Genomic DNA, 19,511 nt, shown 5'->3' on the forward strand with positions numbered 1-19,511 from the left:
TTCCGCATGTTTCATCCACCCGATATTCAGTTTTACAATCTCAATTATATATTTGAGCCTATTTTAAACAATCAGGCTGAAAAAATCAATAGATTTTTTTATGTATACTTGTATACATAGCCTTCTGATTATTTTTACCAGGATAAAACTTCCACGCCGGAATCCGTCACCAGCACCGTATACTCCCATTGGGCAGAGAGGCTTCCGTCTTCCGTGTAAACTGTCCATTCGTCTTTTTCGTCAATAAAAATATTTTTCCTGCCGGTATTGATCATGGGCTCAATGGTGAAAATCATGCCGGGCACCAGCAGCATACCCGTTCCTTTTTTTCCTACATGGGCCACAAAGGGATCTTCGTGGAATTCAACACCGACCCCGTGGCCGCCGAACTCTTCCACCACACTGTAGCCGTGTTTGTGTGCCAGTTGGGAAACCGCCGCGCCTACATCCCCCAGATGCCCCCAGGGCTTAACCGCTGCTACGCCCCGCTTCAGGCACTCTTTGGTAATCGCCACCAGGTCTTTGGCTTTTTTGTCCACGCGCCCGATCTCAAACATGCGGGAAGCATCGCCGTAATAATTATTCAAAATCGTAGACACATCGATATTTACGATATCACCGGAACGAAGCACCACTTTCTCCGAGGGAATGCCGTGACACACCACATCGTTTATGGACGTGCACACGCTTTTGGGAAAACCGCAGAAATTCAGCGGTGCCGGAATGCCCCCATGGGAAACTGTAAAATCATATACAATCCGGTCGATTTCTTCCGTCGTCATTCCTTTTCTGATGTGCTTCGACACCTCGTCCAGCACAGCGGTATTTAATTTGCACGCTTCCCGGATTCCGGCAATCTGTTCCGGTGTTTTGATCATCTGGCGGGTTGGCACCTCTTCCCCAGCCAATTGATGCATACGGATCTCATCTTCTATTTCTTTGTGGCAATCTTCATAAGGCTTACCGCTTCCACACCAGCACAATATTTCGCTCATTGCAACCTCCAATACTGTTTGTACTTGTTTTCTTCTTTCGTTTCAATAGAACATGCAAAGTCTATAACTAAACAGTGCGAACCAATATAATAATAAATAATTATATCATTCTTTGGCAAAATATGATAGAATACAATGAAATTAAATTCAAGCTATTATTCATGGAGGTTTTTCTTTTTATGGACATCAGCCAGATTCCCTATTATTTCAGCGAATACATTATGCACTTCGACAAATACATTCCCATGGTCATGGCTTCTTACGGTTCCCTGATTTATTTTATTCTGTTTATGATTATTTTCTGCGAAACAGGCTTGGTCGTTACACCATTTTTACCGGGCGACTCCCTGCTCTTTGCCTGTGGCGCCCTGTCCGCTACCGCCAACAGCCTGCACTTCGGAACCTTGTTTGCAATCTGTCTGGCAGCGGCGATTTTAGGCGATACCAGTAATTACTGGATAGGGGAAAAGTTTGGTAAGAAACTGCTGGAAAGTCACAACCGCCTGATCAAGCCGGAACATGTGGAAAAGGCACAGAAGTTTTATGAAAAACATGGCCACAAGGCCATCTTCCTGTGCCGCTTCGTTCCCATCGTCCGCACCTTCGCTCCCTTTGTGGCCGGTATCGGCACCATGCATTACAGCACATTCCTCCGTTACAACGTAATCGGCGGCCTGGTCTGGGTAGGCCTGTTCACCGGCGCAGGGTATTTCTTCGGCAACATTCCTTTCGTGAAGGAAAACTTCTCCCACGTTGCATTAGGCATCATCATTGTATCCGTACTGCCTATCGTTTACGAATTTGCCAAAGCAAAAATGGGAAAAGAATAAAAAGATAATACAAAAGTCCGGAACCATTGCCTGCCAAAAACAGGAAATTGGTCCGGACTTTTAATTTTTGGAACACTTACTAAATGAATTTGCACGAAGGTTGGGAGCACTGACGAATAACCGGCAGTTCTTTTTATTCTGCTTTCAACTCAGCAATCAGTTTCTCCGCTTTCTCTTTCCAGTCATCCGCATAAGGCGCGCCGCCCTGTGCGGATTCTTTTTTGCCGCCGCCTCTGCCTCCGAAAATCTCATTGGCTCTGGCAATGATGGCCTTGCAGTCACCTGCCGCGCCGTCTCCCAGGCCAAACATGTAATTGACGCGCTCCCCGTTGTGATATATCACTGCCACCACCGTGTCGGGAACATCCGTCAGTTTCCCAAACAATGTTTTTGCGTCTTTCGGCTCGTATCCGTCCTTGACCGCGGCTGCGATTTTGCAACCTGCGGAATTGACCGGGGCTTCCTCCAGAATTGTTTTGATTTCCGATTCCTGTATCTGCTTTACGGCAGCCCTCAGCTTTTCCTTCAGCTCAGCAATTTCATCTTCCAGCCGTTCAATTCCTTCACAGACTTTTTCTTCTTTCGTGCTCAGCATGTTCGCGGCTTCCTGGACGTACCGCATCTTGTTCCGGGCATCTTCCAAAGCCCAGCGCCCGCAGAGAAACTCTACCCGGGTTCCTCCCTTGTGTTTTTCAATCTTTGTTATCTTGACAAGCCCCACCACACCGGTTGATGCGGGATGGGTACCGCAGCAGGTGCAGACGTCTCCGCCCTGTACTGACACCACCCGCAGGATACCGGTCAGTTTCTCATTCTTCTTCCGCATGGGAAGATGCTCCAGCTCTGTATGGGGTAAATAAGAAACCGTTACGGGACGGTTCTCCCAGATATGCCGGTTGGCCAGGTTTTCCGCCTGAAAGGCATCTTCCAGAGTTACTTCTTTATCCAGATCAATCGTCACCACGCGCTCGTTCATGTGGAACCCCACGTTATTGGCGCCAAACAGTTTGAAAAACGCATAGGAAAGGATGTGCTCCCCGCAATGCTGCTGCATATGGTCCAGCCGGTCCGTCCAATTCACCTGCACCGTAACCTTGCTGCCCACAGGAAATTCCGCCGCACACTCATGGATAATTTTTTCCTTCGTTTCCCGCACATGCTTCACCTCAGCTCCGTTGATTGTGCCCGTATCACTGAGCTGTCCGCCCCCTTCCGGGAACAGTACCGTCCGATCCAACACTACCGCATACCCCTGAGGCGCCTGCTCGCATTCCAGCACCGTCGCTTCACAGGTTTTTAGGTTGGAATCTCTTTCAAACAGTTTTTCTGTCATGATACCACTTCTCTCCACTTCTTATACCGGCAAGAACTTCTTCCAGAATGGATAAGTACTTAATACTACAACTATCAGCAATACCACAAAATCAGTCAGTGTGAGCTCTTCTTTGGGCATATTTTTATAAGTGTTGGCGCCAAAGCCCCGCAGTTCCATGGAAAGAGCCAGGGTTTCCGATTTGGCCACGGCACGCATGACCAACGGACGGATTACCACCACATAGGACAGCAGGCGTTTCAGCGCGTTGCCCCGGTTGGAATAGCCCCGGCAGGACTGGGCGTCAAGGGTAATGGAACTGTCCTCCAGAAAGTTTGGGACAAAGCGCAGGGCCGCCGTCAGCATAAACGCATATTCCACCGGCAGATGGAAACGGTCCACTAACGCTTTGGCAATGCTCTGGATGCGCGTCGTCGCCAGCATGCATAAAAAGGCAAGGGTCATGACCAGCATGCGCAGACCGCCGAACAGGGAAACGTTAAGCGGCGAGCCAAATAAAAGCTGCAGGAGAACCATCATGCCGGTAAACACAGCTAACCCGCCAATAGCCGCCAGCATGGTCTTGCTGCGTTTGAAATACAACAGAAGCACTAACTGTAACACAAGAATCGTCGCTACGGCTTCCAGCGGCAGAATAAATACCCAGGCTGTAACCGCCAGCGTTACGATAATCCAGGTAAAGGCGTTCAGTTTCATAAAGCAGCGCCTCCTTTCCGGACTTCCTCGCAGAATTCTTCACAGGATGCAGCAGAAACCCCGAGGCGGGAAGCCAGTTCGGAAACTACAGGACGGCGCAGACCCCAGCGTTCTACCGGCTGGTCTCCCTCAAACAGTTCTTCCGGCGTACCGCTGAACACCAGGCGGCCGTCTGTCAGGACAATAGCCCTTCTGGCATATTTACGAACTACGTTCATGTCATGGGTGATAAGGATAATGGTCGTTCCCTTTTCTTCGTTTAACGCTTTCAGGTATTCCATCATGGCCGCCTGTTCCGCCGCGTCCTGACCATTAGTGATCTCGTCCAGGATCAGCATACGGGGGTTCAGCGCCAAAGCAGCCGCCACCCCCAGCCGCCGCTTCTGTCCGAAAGAAAGGATACGGGGATATTTTGCTTCCAGTCCTTTCAGTCCCATGGCCTGCAATGCGGCTTTCACATTTGTTTTGATGTTTTCTTCCGGCAGTTTCTTGACCCGGGGACCATAGGCAACTTCTTCATACACCGTATCCGCCAGAATCTGCAAATCCGGGTTCTGGAACACATATCCGACTTTATCCGCCAGGTCGGCCGGTTCATAATTGATAATATCTTCCCCATCTACAAGAATCTGTCCGCTGCGGGGATGATCCAACGCCATAAACAGGCGGGACAGGGTGGTTTTGCCACTTCCATTGTGGCCCAACAGCGCTACGAATTCCCCGTCTTCGATTTTGCAGTTGATATCGAACAGCACCGGAATGCCGCGGCGATAGGCAAAGTTGATTTCTTTTGCTTCAATCATGCCCTCACCCCTCTTCCAAAACCTTTAGACTGCAATTCTTTCACTGCTTCATCAGCAGATCTCCATAAGCTGAACTTCTGCGCCGTTCCCTTTTCCAGGTTACATTTGATTTGCCACAGATCCGGCAGCAGCGGCCGCAGTTCTTTGTCTTCATAAATATGGGAAACTACGTCCTCACAATGTCCCTGGGCCATAATCTCCCCATTTTTTACGGCAATCAGATCCGTCATATAGGGCAGTACAAATTCAAGCCGGTGCTCTACCACGATAAACGTAGTCCCATGCTCTTTGTGGATTTTGTCCAATAACTTATACAGGCTCTCGCCTCCATCCGGATCCATGGCGCTGACCGGTTCGTCCAGCACGATAATTTCCGGATGTACTGCCAGCAGCGAAGCCAGCGCCAGGCGCTGCCGCTGTCCGCCGGACAGTTCGTCCAGCTGATAGCTTTCCCGTCCCGGCAGGCCTACATCTTCCAGCGCCAGGCGGGTCCGTTCTTCCGCTTCCTCCGGTGGGAAACCGTGATTCAGCAGGCTGAATGCCACTTCTTCCCCTGCCGTCAGGGAAACCAGCTGGCTTTCATAATCTTCCAGCATCAGCCCCACCTTCATGGCCAGGTCGGAAACCTTTTTCCCTTTTGTCGATTCGCCCAATACTTTAATCTCACCTGCATAATCGCCGCCGGAATAAAACGGAACGATACCCGTCAAGGCTTTGCACAGCGTAGTCTTCCCTGCGCCGCTTGGACCAATGATTACAGTAAAAGAGCCTTTTTCAATTTCTATATTCACATTTTTCAGCACCAGATCAGAGCGGAGATAGTTAAAATAAAAATCGGAAACAGAAATCACGGAATTCATTTATCTTCGCCCCCTTCCTGCGCGTAAAACAGTTTCTTTACAGGACGGAACAGACCGAACGTAATCAGGCCGTTAAGCACGCCGACTACCGCCACTACCGGCAGCATGGCAAAAATCCATACCTTCAGCGGCAGGCCCAGCACTAATTTTAAAATAAAAGTGAACACGCCGCCGGATACAAAGGTGGAAGCAAAGCCGGTAATAAAGGGGGTAAGACGCCAATCTCCCATACGGCAGGCCACAAAGGCTTTCACCAGCAGGCAGCAGGTAGTCGCCCCGCTCAGTTCACTTGCAATGTTCCCCAGCGGGAATGCTGACTTGGACGATGGAATCAATGTCAGGCCGGCAACAAAGCCAATGCCGATGGCCCGTTTCAAAGGCGGCCGGGTCAGGTTGATGACAATGGAATACATGGCGATGGTCCAGTTGGGAGTGACGCCCCCCACATTAGGGCTTACCGTATGCAGAATGATACCGATGGCAAACAGCATGGCCGTGATCGCCACCCAGCGGTACCCCTCCTGGTTTGCTTCCACGTGGGTAAGAACTGGCACCGTATTGCATTCTTTTTCAGATGCAGTAATATTATTCGTATTTTCTTCCATAAAAAGCGCTCCATTCTCTTTCAATAGTCCAACACTGCAACGTTGTTCCGTCTTGTATGTACTGAAATTAATCATTACCGTTCTATGTTATCATTACCGGAATCTTTTCCGGTATCAGAAAAGATGGTTACATTATATATCAGAACCGTAATTATCACAACTGCTATCGGGTCCATCTTTAATTTATTTTTGAAAACTGATTATTCTGTAGTATAATTTAAAATAAGCAAATATTTTAGTCAGATATGTTAGAAAAAGGAGCCTGTATGTTATATAACCTGCTTCGGGACATCTTTGTCCTCAGCCTGACGTTTATAGTGAATTTCCTGATTGTTTCCACCTTTTGGGGACTTATAGAACTGTTCAGCCCTATCCGCTGGCAGTGGCTGCAGGAAGGAATGAACTATTTTAATATTCCCTTTACGGAAACAAATATAATTATCGTTTTATCTGCCCTGACCCTGCTGATTCCCTGCCTGCTGTACCGTACCCGGCTTATGCAGCGTTATCTCTGCTGGTCCATGAACTGCCAGGCCCCCACCGGCGTCGCCGGGGAACAGCTGAAGCAGGCCATGTCCATCGTCTGCCGGAAGGCCGGACTGGATATGGATGATTATAATTTATACATCTGTAACGCAAAAATGTTGAATGCGTTTGCAGTGGGCAGTAATAATATCGCGGTCACTCTCCCGCTGTTAACGAATATGAGGGTAAATGAAATCGCCGGTATCCTGGCTCATGAAATGGGGCACATCCAGAACCGGGACACCAACACTGCCCTGTTGACCAGCACCATGAGTTCTTTCGGAAATCTGGTCGTGCGAATCTACAGCTTCATCACGCTGGCTCTTCAGATTATCAGTTTCATCCCCGTCATCGGCTGGATCACCGCCATTATTTCCTGGTTCTTCCTCATACAGATCTGGCTGTTCCAGTTCCTGATGCAGCTGCCCCTGCATCTTATCACCATGTTCAGTTCCCGGCAGGATGAGTATGAAGCAGACCTGTATGCCTGTAGAATCGGGTTGGGCGCAGAACTGTACAACGGACTTCTCCTCATCAGCCAGGGAGAATCCCGGATGAGTTTCGCCACCCGCATCTTATCCAGCCATCCCGCCACCGAGCAGCGGTTGGAACGGATCAAGAACTATGTGAACGCAAACTATAATATGGCGTAAAAAATCTAACTGCCTGTGACATGAAAATAACCATGTCACAGGCAGTTTTTTATTCTGCTGTATCTTTAATTATTTCCGGCTCCTCACATATTTTGCCGCCGCAAGCCCTGCCACAGCGCCTTCATAGGCCGCCTTTACCACCTGCAGCAGGCCGCCGGTGCAGTCGCCGGCCGCATAGAGTCCGGGCACATTGGTAGCCATCTCTCCGTCAACAACAATACGGTTGTTATCTGTAGCTGCTCCGATTTTACGGGCCAAATCAACGCTGCCTGCAGTACCCAGCGCAACAAACAGGCCTTGCGCCGGAGTAACGGTTCCGTCTTCCGTTCGCAATCCGCTTACGCGTTCCATCCCAGCCGTGTTTTCCGCTTCCACGGCAATGATTTTTTCCTTGTGTACCTCTATGGTGTCCGGTATTTTCACTGCCGGCTCTTTTCCGTTGGTAAACAGCATCACCTTGCTGGCATGGGGCAGCAAAATTTCCGCTTCGTGCAGGGCATAGTCCCCTTCACCCAGAACCGCCACGGTCTTTTGACGGTAGAAGAACGCATCGCAGATAGCGCAGTAACTTACACCTTTGCCTTCTAATTCCTTCAGTCCCGGAATCTTCGGCGCCAGCCGTGTGCTTCCCGCTGTCAGCACTACTGCTTTCGCCTCGCAGGCACGGCCCGGCGTCTGTACGATAAGCCCGGTAAAATCGTCGTTCATGGCAAGGCCCACCACTTCATCTTCGATAAAGCTTACACCAAGCCGCTTCGCCCCGGCAATCCCGTTTGCTTCCAGTTCCGCGCCCGTTAATGGCTCGGCCAGACCATAATAATTTTCAATTTTCTCCGCCTTTGCCAACGCCCCGCTGCCCCGGGTGATTACCGTTACATCTGCGCCGGCGCGTTTTGCGTACAAAGCAGCGGAAACACCTGCAGGACCGCTGCCGATAATAATAATATCCATCATGTTTCCTCACGCAAACAGTTTCAGTACACTTTCCTTTGGCTGGTAGCCAATAGCGGTTCCCGTCAGCTGACCGTCTTTAAAGGCCGCCAGCGTCGGAATGCTCATAACGTTGAAAAGCTGCGCCAGTTCCGGATTCTCGTCAATATCCACTTTGCATACTTTTAACTCCGGATGTTCTTCCGCAATCGCTTCCACTACAGGAGCCATCATACGGCAGGGACCGCACCAGGTCGCCCAAAAGTCAACAAGCGCCGGTTTATCCGCTTTTAATACTTCGTTTTTAAAATTCTCATTGTTAACTACGGTTACTGCCATTTTCATTCCCTCTTTTCTTTACACTGATAACTTACCATCTATTCTACCATGCTCAGCAAAACATGCTCCAGCCGCAGGCCACTGGCCCGTTTAACCCTTTTCCCGTTTTTAAAAGCAATCGTCGTGGGAATCATCATAATGCCGAACTGCTGCGCAAAAGCAGCATGCTCTTCTACATCCAGCTTGCACACCTTAATTTCAGGATGCCTGTCCGCAATGGAGTCCAGCGCCGGCTGCTGCATGCGGCAAGGCTGATCCCAATTCGCATAAAAGGTTACCAGAACCGGTTTTTCACACTCCAGCACTTCCGCCCGAAAATTATCCGGTGTTACAACCACAATGTTTTCTTTCACCTGTTCCATAAGGAAATCCTCTTTCTATATATAGCCTGCTTTCCTATTCCTTTTCCGGTTCCGGCAGGAAAAAAGACGCCACTAAGCCAATCAGACCGGCAATCCAGAATATCTGTAAAGCCGGTACAAGCCCCCACCTGTCTGCCATTCCGCCAACCAGTGGAGCAAAAATACCGCCCAGCGTAGTAGTCAGCCCCAGAGTTACGCCGGAAGCAAACCCGGCATTTTTTGCAAGATAAGTTTGTCCTAAAACAACAATAGGACTATACGGCATAAAGATTGCCACTGCCGCCGGAATCAGCAGCACCGTAGCCAGCCGGATATCTGTTGTATGAGTCAGAAGCAGATATGCAGGTACCATACAGCAAAATGCCGTACGGATTATTTTTACGTAGCCAAACCTGTCGGCCAGCAAACCTCCGCCAAATGTAATGCACGCCCCCAAGGTAAACAGGATCGACAGAGCCGTAGTCCCCTGAGTAGCAGAAGCATGCAATACAGTCATCCAGTAAATCGGGATAAACGTGTTACTTAGGGTGAACCCGATGGACCGGGCAAAAATTGGCATGGAAAGGATACCAAAAGCTTTCCAGTTATTCTCTCTGGCTTTCAGCGTACCTTTTTCTGTTTCCTGACCGCCTGCAAGGGCAACCTGACGCAGTACGTAAGGCATCTTTGTCCAAAGGGCCAAAGCCAGCACCGTATTCACTATGCCAAAAAACAGCAGGGTGTGTATGCCCAGCCGGTAAGCGCATATCCCCGCTGCTATCGGACCTATGGCAAAGCCGGCGTTACCACCCACTGAAAACGTACCCAGCGCCTGGCCTTTGGCTTTCGCAGCCATACGGTTTACCATCAGGGCTGCCTCAGGATGGAATACCGCACTGCCGACACCGCAAAGCATGGCTGCCGCGAAAATTGCAGAGAAAGATGTGCAGAAGCCCATAAGCGCGACTGCCATACCGCAAAACAACGTTCCCAGGGGTATGAACCATGGACGGGAAATACGGTCAGAATAATAACCGAACAGGGGTTGTAATACTGAAGCCACCAGCACATTGGCAAAAACCAGCGTCCCCGCCGCCTGATAGGATAAATCGTAATTCCGGATAAAGTAAGGCAGCAGAGCAGGAATCGCTCCCTGACACCAGTCTACGGAAAGATGTCCCAACGAGAAAAGGTATACAGAGGGATCTATCTTTTTCACATTACATCACTCTTCAATCACAACTTTCGTGCCCACCCGCACATACTGCTTCAGTTCCTCAACATTCCGGTTCTGCAAACGGATACAGCCTTCTGAATCACGAACCCGCATCACATTGGGTTTGTGGGTACCATGGATGCCGATACCGCCCCAGGCACCTTTACTCATTGCATCTGTGTCCAGACTGATAAACCAGGGACCGTAAGCCCCTTTTATCTCACCCTTGCCATCACCGAAGTCGTGCGTCCAACTGCGGGCATCGCAGATTTCATCCACAAGGAACGTTCCTGTCGGGGTCTTCATGTCGCCCCGTTTCTGTTTCTGACCCGGATTTTTCCCAAGGGTGCAGTCGTACGCTTTGATTACATTGTTTTTATCATCCAGCAGGTACAGTGTGAAGGCACTCTTCTTAATAAATATGTGGTATTTTTTCTGGTCTGCATTCTGTTTGATCAGCGCCTGTTCCTGTTTTGCCTTCTCTTCAGCTTCCTTTTTTGCCTTCTCCGTAGCTTCTTTTGCTTTCTTCTCTGCTTCTTCCCTGGCTTTTTGTTCGGCCTCTGCTTTGGCTTTCTTTTCTGCGGCAATCTGTTCCGGCGTCTTCTTCGTTTCTGTTATCTTGGACTTTTCTTTTGGTTTATCTTCTCCGTCACAACCTGTTATGGCCATAGCACAAAGTATCATCAAAACAGCCATCAGTACTGCCGTAAATTTTGTCAGTTTCCGATTCGTTTTCATGGCAAACTCACTTTCCAGGGCACTGTCAATTTCCACAGATTCCCTAAACACAATACATTTTTTATAAAAAGAAAGAGCTATTCCGCAAGCGCTTCTTTGAGGAATAACTCTTTGACTGCATATCACTCTTTAATCGTAACAACTGTGCCGACCTTCACAAATTTTTTAATCTCTTCGATATCGCTGTTCCGTACCCGTATACTGCCTGCCGAAGAGGCTCTTCCCAGACCTTCCGGTTTATTTGTACCGGAAATACCGATACCGTTCCATTCACCTTTACTCAGCTCCCGGGTATCCAGGGTGATGAACCAGGGCCCGTAGGCGCCTTTTCCATCTTCATCGGAAACCCAGTCGGAAGAAGGATTGATGGATTCAACTTTGAAGGTGCCAACCGGCGTCCTTGCGTCACCGGTTTTTGTTTTCTGGCCCGGGTTACGTCCTACTGCACAGTTATATTCCTTAATCGGAGTCCCGTTGTCCAACAGGGATATACGGTATGCGCTTTTCGTTATAACCAGGCTGTAAGTATGGCTCGTTACAGGCTGCGAAGCAACCTTGGCATTTTCAACTTCCTGTTTCTGCGCCTCCGCTTTCTTCGCAATCTCTTCTTGGCCTTTTTGCTCAACCTTTTCCGTTTCCGTCAGTTTGGGCTGTGCGTTATCCGCAAAGAAGGGTGCTGCGCTCAAGTGGTTATAGGTACCGCTGACAAGCACGATCAAAAGACCTGCCGTTACTACTTTGCCAGGCGTACTCCGGCGCATCCAGCGCAACAGTATTGCAAGATAGGCTAACATATATACAAAAATATTAGGCTTTGATTTTTTCATCAAATCACACCTTTGCAGTCAAAATTAACAGTTCTCAATAGTCGGTTTACCAAAAAAGTCCACAGATGAAAACCGGTTTGGTCAGATTCATATCATATAATCATATATTACACAAGGAAAATTTTACGCAGGGCAAACTACTATTGTTAGTTTATTATAACATAAAATTACAATATGTAGTACAGTAAAAACCTATATTTAACAAAAAAGACACAATAACATTACCAGCCAAAGAACGCAATGATGGCAAGCAGAACGATTACAAACGCAAGCAGTTTCAAATTATCTTCTTTTGTGCAGGAGATAAAAGTCTTAAACTTTTCACCCATAATGCCCATCCTTCCCGGCACCGCCGAAGTCTGTAACTCCATCGTACAGAAATAACTACAGAAAGTTATTACAGGGTCTGTTTTCAATATTGTTTATTTTACTTCATAAATTATAGTAAAAATCCGAGTAAAAGTCAATTTCCTAACTGAGCAGAAGCATCATTAATGGAAGCGTACCCGCCGCAGTAACCAGATATAAAACAAGGTTCAACAGAAAATGCAGAAACATGTGCTCCTGTGTCTTCATCCTGCGGAAAACACAGAACAGGGAAACACAGAGATACAGGATAAAACAGACAAGACCAATCAGACACAGCGGCAGAATAAATTCCATAATACTCATATGCCCTTTGCGGACAATGCCGTCTACGGTGGAAGGGCTGCTGAGATAAGTTACAAACGCCAGAGCCCCTCCAACGGAAAAGATCAGCGTCAATAGTCCGCTTAACCACGACAGGAGATAATAAGTCCTGAGTTTCATAGCTCATACCTCCACAATTGACAGTGAATCTGAAAAATATTCCCCGTTCTGCGTCACAGCTTTTTTATATCATACCATTTTCGGTAAGTACCGCGCAACGCTATAATTTATGATATAATATGAACTACTACAATAGATTCGGAGAATGGATGCATACTATGAAAAAGCAGCTTACTCTTTGCGCAACCTTATTATGTATATTGTTCCTGTTTTTCGGCTGCAGCGCCGCGGAAAAAGGAACGAATTCGGCAGGAAGAGCATCTGAGCCTGTCGCGGACACCTGGGCCACGGAAAAAGGGATACGGCAGCTGGCGGATTCTGTCACGGACAAAATGACTTTGGAAGAAAAAATAGGCCAGATGATGTTTGTGGGCATCCACGGGACGACGCTCACCGAAAACACAAAGAACAGCCTTACTTCCATGCATGTGGGCGGTATCATCCTGTTTGACCGGAACATGGAAACCCGTGAACAGGTCAAAGCCTTAAACTCCTCCCTAAAAGACCTGGCGCTGAATTCTTACAGCCTTCCCCTGTTCCTTTCAGTAGATCAGGAAGGGGGACTGGTAACCCGGATGAAGCAGCAAGCCTACACGACGCCTCCCGCAACGGAAATCAGCAAGGGCAAACCGGAAGACGCGTACACGCATGCGAACAAAACCGGAAACGATATCCGGGAACTGGGTTTCAACCTTGACTTTGCCCCGGTGCTGGACATCGGCAGCCGTATGCACGGGCGTACCTATGGTACTACACCGCAGCAGGTTACATCTTTCGGGGAACAGGCCTGCCGCGGACTACGGGACAGCGGTGTCCTGTTTACCATAAAACATTTTCCGGGCATGGGCCGCAGCGAAACCGACCCACACACCGATAAATCAGTAGTGAACGTACCTCAGCAGACTATTTTACAGGAAGACATGCTGCCTTTCCGGCACATCATCGACCAATATCCCCACCACCAGTTCATGGTGATGGCCGGCCATATCCGCTATCCTGCCTTTGATGCAAAACCTGCCAGCCTTTCACCTGTCATCCTGAAACAAATGCTGCGGAGCCAGCTGGGCTATCAGGGCATCGTCATCACTGACGACCTGGACATGGGCGCTGTCAGCGAAGGATATACGCCGGAAAAAATCGGCATCGTCGCCATTCAGGCCGGAACGGACATACTGCTGAGCTGTCATGATCCGGAAGTACAGCAACGTATTTACCGCAGCACGCTGCAGGCCGTGAAAGACGGAAAGCTTTCCCTGACAGCTATTGATGCCTCCGTCCGCCGTATCGTATATTGCAAACTGAAGAATTTTACGGATGTAAACCAACGGGAAAAACTGTATAAGAAAATACTATAGAAAAAGTTTCTTTATTTTTCGCTTAGTTCATAAAGCTTTTTATATATCCCGTTTTTGCGCATCAGCTGCTCATGGGTTCCGGTCTCTGCCACGATACCGTCCTGAAGCACAAAGATCCTGTCAGCATTAACTATTGTAGAAAGCCTGTGGGCAATGGTAATGGTCGTCCGGTTTGCGGACAGTTTTTCCAGTGATTCCTGCACGACTTTTTCCGTTGCAGTATCTAAGGAAGAAGTTGCTTCATCCAGCACAAGGACAGGCGGGTTTTTGAGAAAAGCTCTGGCAATGGCAATACGTTGTTTCTGTCCGCCGGATAGCTTCACTCCCCGTTCCCCGATACAAGTCTCATACTTTTCCGGAAGTTTTTCAATAAATTCTTCCGCAGCAGCCAGACAGGCTGCTTTTTTTATGTCTGCAGGACTGACGGAAGTGTTGCCGTAGGAAATATTATAATTCACAGAATCAGAAAACAGAAAGACATCCTGCTGGACCAGACCGATCGTACGGCGCAGGGACTGCTGCGTGTATTCCCGTATATCCCTGCCATCCAGCAAAATCCTCCCCTGCTGCGGTTCATAAAAGCGCAGCAACAGGCTGGCAACGGTAGTTTTGCCGGCTCCGGTTTCCCCTACAAACGCAATTTTTTCCCCGGGCTTTACCGTCAGGGTCAGATTCCTGAGAACCACTCCGTTTCCGTAGCTGAAGCAGACATTATCAAAAACAATCTCGCCTTTCACGTCCTTGCATTCAACAGCGTCCGGGGTGTCCTGAATCTCCGGTTCAATCTGCATGATTTCATAAAACCGGGAAAAGCCGGCCATGCCACGCTGATACATTTCCGCAAACACAGTCAGGCGCAGCAGCGGTTTCATAAAGAGGTTTACATATAACAAGAAGGCTACAAAATCACTGAGTTTTAACCTGTCTGTGGCAATCATCCAGCCGCCAACGCCCATCATCACCACATTGATCAGATTGCTGAAGAAAGCTACGCTGCCGGAAAAGTAGGCCACCAGACGTGTCGACTTGCGCCGGCCGGCAATATATGTATCACACTTCTCCGCAAATCGGCCGGCCTCCTGTTCCTCCAGGGCGAAAGCCTTGATCAGCCGGATCCCGTTCAAATCTTCCGTAACCTGTGCGGACACATCACCGTATAACACACGGTTGGCCCGGAACCGCTGTTTCATTTTACGGTTAATATAGACAGTATGCACAGTTTTCGCAACAAGCAGCAATACGATAAATGATGCCAGCACCGGATTCATCCAGATCAGAATGGCAATGGTTCCCAACATGGTTATGGAACAGATGAGGACGTCATTAGGACCTTTGAAGGTCAGTTCCCCGATTTCCGTCAGATCTGTGGTGATGCGTGACAGCAGCTGGCCGGTTTTATTGTCGTCAAAATACCGGAAAGACATCTTTTCCAAATGGCGGAAAAGATCCTGCCGCATATCATTTTCCATGTGAACGGAAACCAGGGTGCCTTTATACTGCACAATATACGATAAGACAAAGCTGACACAGTACAGCACGAAGAGAATGACAATCATACGGAATATATTCTCTATATTTTTCCCCGGCAGTTCCACATCCATAATATGACGTACCAGCATCGGGAAAACCAGGTCCAGCGCTGCGGAAAAAAGTGAAAGAAACAGCAGTGCCCAAACGGTCCGCCTGTAAGGCTTATAATATGTAAATAATGCTTTTAACATAACGGTCAGCTCCCTGTCCGCAAATCCCATATATGCAGCCGGTACGATCCGATCAGTTTCCCTTCCGGCGTCATGGCCGGCGCTTCCACTCCTGCCATTTTCTTCCCATCATGGCTGATGGCTGCAGCCTGGCAAGGACCCTCCGTATGAAAGAACCTCTCTTTCTTTCCGTTTTCCAGATTCAGAAGCAAGGCTCCGTGCGCACTGTAATCATGAGTCCTCACATTACGTCCCACCGAACAGGCCGCAAGTTTTTCCGAAGCAAAGTCAATGTTTTCAATCGTGCCCAGAGCGCGGTACTGATATCTGTAAGTCCCGTCCAGTTTAAACACAAAGAGACTGTTGTTGCTGGGATGTTCCACCGGGGTAGGCAATTGCCAGTTTTCCCTGTTAAACGTATTGATGGTGGAAAAAATGACACCCTCCGGCCTTATATACCCGTCCCGCCCGGAAGCATTGATCCAGGATCCGTCAACTTTCGCAGGTTTTGAGAGAAAACGCCACCAGACAATTTTCCCGTTTTTGTCAAACAGGAAACCGCGGCCGTCGCTTCCGGTCCCTGCCAGATACTCCCCATCCGCGGAGAAAGTAGGACTGCCCCGCAGCACTGTATTGTTAAAAGGTTTCACCGGATCAACAAAGGTCTCGTTTAAAACAGAACCGTCATGTTTATCAATGATATACAGGGTCTTTTTATATTTCATATCGGGATGAAAATCGTAGGCGCTGGTAGCTATGACAACCCGTTCCGTTCCATCGCTGACATCACACCAGTTGATCCAGCTGTCGATAGTCTCATCCTTTGGGAACTTCCATAAAAACTTTCCCTGCGGATCAAGAGCTATCATCCGTCCGTTATAACCGCGCCTGCCATCTTTATTCATAACGAACCGGTACATGTTCACGAAAGCATTCCCTGCCTTATCCACTGCAATGTGGACCGGAGCCGGCAGGGACCGGTTCTGCGAATCCACGCCAATATAATCGGCCGCTTTGTGTTTCCATTCGATATCGCCTGTGTGCACATTAACTGCATATAAATTACCGTCCGCGCTGTGTTCCCCTACATAGGCCAGTTTTCCGTCTCCCGTCACAGCCAGGGATACCAGTTTCCCTATACCCAAAGAACGTTTCCATAACTGTTTTCCTGTCATATCGAACAAAAACAGTTCTCCCTTGTCCGTTCCCACCAGCCATGCATCCTCCGCACCCACGTACAGTATCTGCGCTCTGGTAAAACCCATACGGTCATAGTTCTCCGCCGGTATATCGCCCAGAAACACACTTACTCCGTCCTTCCCCCGGACGCTTTGAAAAACAGTCCAGGGAGTCCGGCTGCCGGTAAGCCAGAATAAGGCACAGCAGGACAAAGCAAAAAGAAACAGTATCAGCAAACTCTTGATTTTCTTACCCATAAGCCACCTGACGCTACTTACAAATACATCTTGGATATGTCATAAATTTTCCTGAGCACCCCAAAATACAGCCCCTGTTCAGACAACACATAACAAAGCTTGCTGCCCACCACTGCCAGGGTGAACAGGAAAAACACAATACAGCCGGCCTGTTCCGCTGTTTTCCAGGACTGGCGGACCTGAGATACTTTAGCGGAGAAAAAGCCCCGGCTGACCACAGACAGCGCCAGCGTCTGTGCCCTGCGGAGACAGCGTGCCAACAAAGGCTTTGCAATATAAGGAATATGCTGTACTATTGCGGTACGTCCCCTCTGGGTTTCACTGCGAAGCTGCAGGGCCGTAATAATTTCTCCCGTCTCCGCTGCCAGCACCGGCAGGAACCGGATCGCCGTCACCAGCATAAACGCAACCTGGGGTGGCAGACGCCAGGCCAGCAACGCATTCAGCAGTTGCCGGGGATCGCTGGTCCAGCAAACCAGAAGCCCCAATGAAAGCATGGATGCCGTACGCAGCCCCTGCACCGCTCCGTATAAAATTCCTTCACGGTAAATAAACAAGCCGCCCGTTATCTCCCCCAACAGGGAGGAATCCGGGGGAATGAGCACAAACAAAGCCGTACGGGGGGACTGGGAAAAGAAAAGGGCCTGGCTCACCATGCTGCCCCAAAGGCCAAGCATCAGCAAAACAGCCATGACTTTCCATTTATAGAAAGAGGTTCCCGCCGTCAGATGCAGCAGCAACGTTACCATAAATAATACAAACAGGGTGCGGGGATTGTCTACCGTAATCATCAAAACCGCAAATAAAAACAGTATGATCAGCTTGGTCCGCCCGTTAATTTCACGTGCCCAAAACCTCGCGTCAGTTCCTTCCCACAACTGCCGCATGGACATAATGGCTTACCTCCTTTTCCGAGATGCAGGGAGGAATCCCCAACCGCTCCGCAATATCCAATACTGCCGGGACCGTCAGCCCGCTTTGCAGCAGAAGATTCCGATCGCATAAGATTTCATCCGCCGGTCCGTCCGCCACAATCTTCCCCTGCTCCAAAAGCATCACCCGGTCCGCGATCTGGGACGCAAGCTCTATATCATGGGTACAGATAAAGACGCTTCCCCCATTGTTTTTAAAATCCAACAGCAGTTTTTTGATTTCAGCAAGACTGCTTTCATCCTGCCCGGTAGTAGGCTCATCCAGCAGCAATAAACGCGGTTCTTTGGCCAGCATGGCTCCTAACACGACCCGCAGCCGCTGCCCCTTGCTTAAAGCCAGTGGAAAATCCTGCGCGTAAGAAGTCAGATTCAGCTGTTCCAGCATGACAGCTATTTTTTCCGGCGTCATTCCCCGGTTTTTCCAGGCCAGTTCTTCCGTAACCGTATCCGCCAGCAGCATGAGATCCGCTTCCTGGAGGAGATATCCCACCTTGCCCAGGGCTTTACGGACAGGAATGCCATCCAGCAGCAGCGTTCCCCCGGAAGGTTCTGTAAGTCCTCCCAGCAAATTTAATAAGGTAGATTTTCCGGCGCCGTTGAATCCCATCATGGCGGTAATCTGCCCTTCCCGCAAAATGAAATCCAGGCCCCGCAGGGTGTCTTCTTCCACGCCCGGATACCGGAACCGTATGCTTTCTGCCCTGACCAGCGGATTCGCACCAGTCTGTTCTGCCTTTTTCTGCTGTTCGCAGAACCTTTCTATTTCGCACTCTTTGCAAATCATTTCCGCTGTTTCATTTTTGTCGGAAGTCAGATGGGATAAATGAAGTAAACGTCCCAGCTTGACACTTTGGGGTTCACGGAGGCCCAGGTCCGGTTTATCCGTCAAAAACGGCCACGCCTCATCCATGGCCCCATCATATAATATTTCCCCGTCTTTCATGACCGCAAGACGGTTAAAATACCGGGCCAGCTCATTGACCCTGTGTTCTATCATCAAAATGGAAATGTTTTCATCCCTGTTCAGATCAAGCAACAGTTCCATAAACGACTGCACGCCCTGAGGATTCATCTGACTTACCGGTTCGTCTAAAATCAGCAGGCGCGGTTTCGTGATTAAAATGGAAGCCAGTGCCAGACGCTGACGCTGCCCGCCGGAAAGCTGGTGGATACTGAATTTTTCATAGCCTTTTAACCCCACACGGCGCAAAGTTTCCGACACTTCTTTCCGAATCGTTTCCGGTTCCTCACCCTGGTTCTCCAGAGCAAAGCCGGCCTCGTCTTCAACCGTCATGGCAAACAACTGGTCATCCGGACTCTGATATACCGTACCTGCCAGCAGGCCGATTTTTTCCGGCGGCCAAAAAGTAATATCCTGACCGTCTAATAAAATTCTTCCCTTCAGTATTCCCTGACCGTCTTCCGACACCAGACCGCTGATGATTTTTATCAGCGTCGACTTGCCGCAGCCGCTGCGGCCGGCCAGCAGGACCATCTCCCCCTGTTCCATCTTAAGGTCGATATGCTTCAGCGTCCAGGTGTCACGACTCTGGTAACGATAGGATACATCGTCTATATGTAACATGC

The 19,511-nt window shown here is 49.2% G+C and carries 20 protein-coding genes; 3 read left to right on the forward strand and 17 right to left on the reverse strand.

Annotated elements, in window-relative coordinates; all coding sequences use genetic code 11:
• Positions 1-134: 134 nt before the first annotated feature.
• Complete coding sequence (locus BM159_RS01605; protein ID WP_093912502.1) at positions 135-995, reverse strand: methionyl aminopeptidase; 861 nt, start codon at positions 993-995, stop codon at positions 135-137.
• Between the two features lie 179 nt (positions 996-1,174).
• On the opposite strand from BM159_RS01605, the gene BM159_RS01610 reads away from it, so the two are divergent.
• A complete protein-coding gene (locus BM159_RS01610) occupies positions 1,175-1,825 on the forward strand; it encodes a DedA family protein (protein WP_093912503.1) in 651 nt (216 codons plus the stop codon).
• 133 nt (positions 1,826-1,958) lie between these two features.
• Here BM159_RS01610 and BM159_RS01615 read toward each other — a convergent pair whose 3' ends face one another.
• The 5 genes from BM159_RS01615 to BM159_RS01635 are packed head-to-tail and all read right to left on the reverse strand — an operon-like array spanning position 1,959 to position 6,122.
• Positions 1,959-3,158: an alanyl-tRNA editing protein gene (locus BM159_RS01615; RefSeq protein WP_093912504.1), complete on the reverse strand. Its 1,200-nt coding sequence runs from the start codon at positions 3,156-3,158 to the stop codon at positions 1,959-1,961.
• A 21-nt stretch (positions 3,159-3,179) separates the two neighbouring features.
• Positions 3,180-3,854: an energy-coupling factor transporter transmembrane component T gene (locus BM159_RS01620; RefSeq protein ID WP_093912505.1), complete on the reverse strand. Its 675-nt coding sequence runs from the start codon at positions 3,852-3,854 to the stop codon at positions 3,180-3,182.
• Entirely contained in the window at positions 3,851-4,657 is an 807-nt protein-coding gene (locus BM159_RS01625) for an energy-coupling factor ABC transporter ATP-binding protein (RefSeq protein WP_093912506.1), read from the reverse strand. The genes BM159_RS01620 and BM159_RS01625 overlap by 4 nt, the downstream gene beginning before the upstream one ends.
• Positions 4,654-5,517: an energy-coupling factor ABC transporter ATP-binding protein gene (locus tag BM159_RS01630; protein WP_093912507.1), complete on the reverse strand. Its 864-nt coding sequence runs from the start codon at positions 5,515-5,517 to the stop codon at positions 4,654-4,656. Before BM159_RS01630 ends, BM159_RS01625 begins: the two co-directional genes overlap by 4 nt.
• Positions 5,514-6,122, reverse strand: coding sequence for a tryptophan transporter (locus BM159_RS01635; protein WP_093912508.1), 609 nt, complete (start codon positions 6,120-6,122; stop codon positions 5,514-5,516). The genes BM159_RS01630 and BM159_RS01635 overlap by 4 nt, the downstream gene beginning before the upstream one ends.
• A gap of 245 nt (positions 6,123-6,367) precedes the next feature.
• On the opposite strand from BM159_RS01635, the gene BM159_RS01640 reads away from it, so the two are divergent.
• Entirely contained in the window at positions 6,368-7,300 is a 933-nt protein-coding gene (locus BM159_RS01640) for a M48 family metalloprotease (protein ID WP_093912509.1), read from the forward strand.
• Between the two features lie 69 nt (positions 7,301-7,369).
• Here the strand turns inward: BM159_RS01640 and BM159_RS01645 are convergent, their stop codons facing one another.
• The 7 genes from BM159_RS01645 to BM159_RS01675 form a co-directional block, all read right to left on the reverse strand.
• The gene (locus tag BM159_RS01645; RefSeq protein ID WP_093912510.1) at positions 7,370-8,254 is read right to left on the reverse strand and encodes an NAD(P)/FAD-dependent oxidoreductase; all 885 of its coding nucleotides are present in this window, start codon (positions 8,252-8,254) and stop codon (positions 7,370-7,372) included.
• Positions 8,255-8,260: 6 nt separating this feature from the next.
• Entirely contained in the window at positions 8,261-8,569 is a 309-nt protein-coding gene (gene trxA, locus BM159_RS01650; RefSeq protein ID WP_093912511.1) for a thioredoxin, read from the reverse strand.
• 38 nt (positions 8,570-8,607) lie between these two features.
• Positions 8,608-8,931 (reverse strand): thioredoxin family protein, encoded by a 324-nt coding sequence (locus BM159_RS01655; RefSeq protein ID WP_093912512.1) that lies wholly within the window; start codon positions 8,929-8,931, stop codon positions 8,608-8,610.
• 34 nt (positions 8,932-8,965) lie between these two features.
• Positions 8,966-10,129, reverse strand: a complete 1,164-nt coding sequence (locus tag BM159_RS01660) for an MFS transporter (protein ID WP_093912513.1) — start codon at positions 10,127-10,129, stop codon at positions 8,966-8,968.
• 6 nt (positions 10,130-10,135) lie between these two features.
• Positions 10,136-10,915 (reverse strand): L,D-transpeptidase, encoded by a 780-nt coding sequence (locus tag BM159_RS01665; RefSeq protein ID WP_245763607.1) that lies wholly within the window; start codon positions 10,913-10,915, stop codon positions 10,136-10,138.
• Positions 10,916-10,986: 71 nt separating this feature from the next.
• Complete coding sequence (locus BM159_RS01670; RefSeq protein WP_177205843.1) at positions 10,987-11,658, reverse strand: L,D-transpeptidase; 672 nt, start codon at positions 11,656-11,658, stop codon at positions 10,987-10,989.
• A gap of 504 nt (positions 11,659-12,162) precedes the next feature.
• Complete coding sequence (locus BM159_RS01675; RefSeq protein WP_093912515.1) at positions 12,163-12,501, reverse strand: hypothetical protein; 339 nt, start codon at positions 12,499-12,501, stop codon at positions 12,163-12,165.
• A 158-nt stretch (positions 12,502-12,659) separates the two neighbouring features.
• Between BM159_RS01675 and nagZ the strand changes: the two genes are divergently transcribed.
• Positions 12,660-13,856 carry a beta-N-acetylhexosaminidase gene (gene nagZ / locus BM159_RS01680; protein ID WP_177205844.1) on the forward strand — a complete coding sequence of 399 codons (1,197 nt, stop codon included), beginning with the start codon at positions 12,660-12,662 and terminating at the stop codon, positions 13,854-13,856.
• An 11-nt stretch (positions 13,857-13,867) separates the two neighbouring features.
• Here the strand turns inward: nagZ and BM159_RS01685 are convergent, their stop codons facing one another.
• The 4 genes from BM159_RS01685 to BM159_RS01700 are packed head-to-tail and all read right to left on the reverse strand — an operon-like array spanning position 13,868 to position 19,509.
• Positions 13,868-15,577: an ABC transporter ATP-binding protein gene (locus tag BM159_RS01685; RefSeq protein WP_093912592.1), complete on the reverse strand. Its 1,710-nt coding sequence runs from the start codon at positions 15,575-15,577 to the stop codon at positions 13,868-13,870.
• Positions 15,578-15,582: 5 nt separating this feature from the next.
• Complete coding sequence (locus BM159_RS01690; RefSeq protein ID WP_093912517.1) at positions 15,583-16,992, reverse strand: outer membrane protein assembly factor BamB family protein; 1,410 nt, start codon at positions 16,990-16,992, stop codon at positions 15,583-15,585.
• Positions 16,993-17,009: 17 nt separating this feature from the next.
• Positions 17,010-17,885: an energy-coupling factor transporter transmembrane component T family protein gene (locus BM159_RS01695; RefSeq protein ID WP_093912518.1), complete on the reverse strand. Its 876-nt coding sequence runs from the start codon at positions 17,883-17,885 to the stop codon at positions 17,010-17,012.
• Positions 17,854-19,509: an ABC transporter ATP-binding protein gene (locus BM159_RS01700; RefSeq protein ID WP_093912519.1), complete on the reverse strand. Its 1,656-nt coding sequence runs from the start codon at positions 19,507-19,509 to the stop codon at positions 17,854-17,856. The genes BM159_RS01695 and BM159_RS01700 overlap by 32 nt, the downstream gene beginning before the upstream one ends.
• Between the last annotated feature and the right edge of the window lie 2 nt (positions 19,510-19,511).

Source organism: Succiniclasticum ruminis DSM 9236 (assembly GCF_900112895.1).
GTDB classification, from domain to species: domain Bacteria; phylum Bacillota; class Negativicutes; order Acidaminococcales; family Acidaminococcaceae; genus Succiniclasticum; species Succiniclasticum ruminis.

Coding starts and splice junctions, on each gene's coding strand:
- BM159_RS01645 (WP_093912510.1), bottom strand. CDS start 8,254: ATGATGGATATTATTATTATCGGCAGCGGTCCTGCAGGTGTTTCCGCT.
- BM159_RS01620 (WP_093912505.1), bottom strand. CDS start 3,854: ATGAAACTGAACGCCTTTACCTGGATTATCGTAACGCTGGCGGTTACA.
- BM159_RS01610 (WP_093912503.1), top strand. CDS start 1,175: ATGGACATCAGCCAGATTCCCTATTATTTCAGCGAATACATTATGCAC.
- BM159_RS01685 (WP_093912592.1), bottom strand. CDS start 15,577: ATGTTAAAAGCATTATTTACATATTATAAGCCTTACAGGCGGACCGTT.
- BM159_RS01625 (WP_093912506.1), bottom strand. CDS start 4,657: ATGATTGAAGCAAAAGAAATCAACTTTGCCTATCGCCGCGGCATTCCG.
- BM159_RS01655 (WP_093912512.1), bottom strand. CDS start 8,931: ATGGAACAGGTGAAAGAAAACATTGTGGTTGTAACACCGGATAATTTT.
- BM159_RS01615 (WP_093912504.1), bottom strand. CDS start 3,158: ATGACAGAAAAACTGTTTGAAAGAGATTCCAACCTAAAAACCTGTGAA.
- BM159_RS01635 (WP_093912508.1), bottom strand. CDS start 6,122: ATGGAAGAAAATACGAATAATATTACTGCATCTGAAAAAGAATGCAAT.
- trxA (WP_093912511.1), bottom strand. CDS start 8,569: ATGGCAGTAACCGTAGTTAACAATGAGAATTTTAAAAACGAAGTATTA.
- BM159_RS01630 (WP_093912507.1), bottom strand. CDS start 5,517: ATGAATTCCGTGATTTCTGTTTCCGATTTTTATTTTAACTATCTCCGC.
- BM159_RS01605 (WP_093912502.1), bottom strand. CDS start 995: ATGAGCGAAATATTGTGCTGGTGTGGAAGCGGTAAGCCTTATGAAGAT.
- BM159_RS01675 (WP_093912515.1), bottom strand. CDS start 12,501: ATGAAACTCAGGACTTATTATCTCCTGTCGTGGTTAAGCGGACTATTG.
- BM159_RS01695 (WP_093912518.1), bottom strand. CDS start 17,885: ATGTCCATGCGGCAGTTGTGGGAAGGAACTGACGCGAGGTTTTGGGCA.
- BM159_RS01640 (WP_093912509.1), top strand. CDS start 6,368: ATGTTAGAAAAAGGAGCCTGTATGTTATATAACCTGCTTCGGGACATC.
- nagZ (WP_177205844.1), top strand. CDS start 12,660: ATGAAAAAGCAGCTTACTCTTTGCGCAACCTTATTATGTATATTGTTC.
- BM159_RS01700 (WP_093912519.1), bottom strand. CDS start 19,509: ATGTTACATATAGACGATGTATCCTATCGTTACCAGAGTCGTGACACC.
- BM159_RS01670 (WP_177205843.1), bottom strand. CDS start 11,658: ATGTTAGCCTATCTTGCAATACTGTTGCGCTGGATGCGCCGGAGTACG.
- BM159_RS01690 (WP_093912517.1), bottom strand. CDS start 16,992: ATGGGTAAGAAAATCAAGAGTTTGCTGATACTGTTTCTTTTTGCTTTG.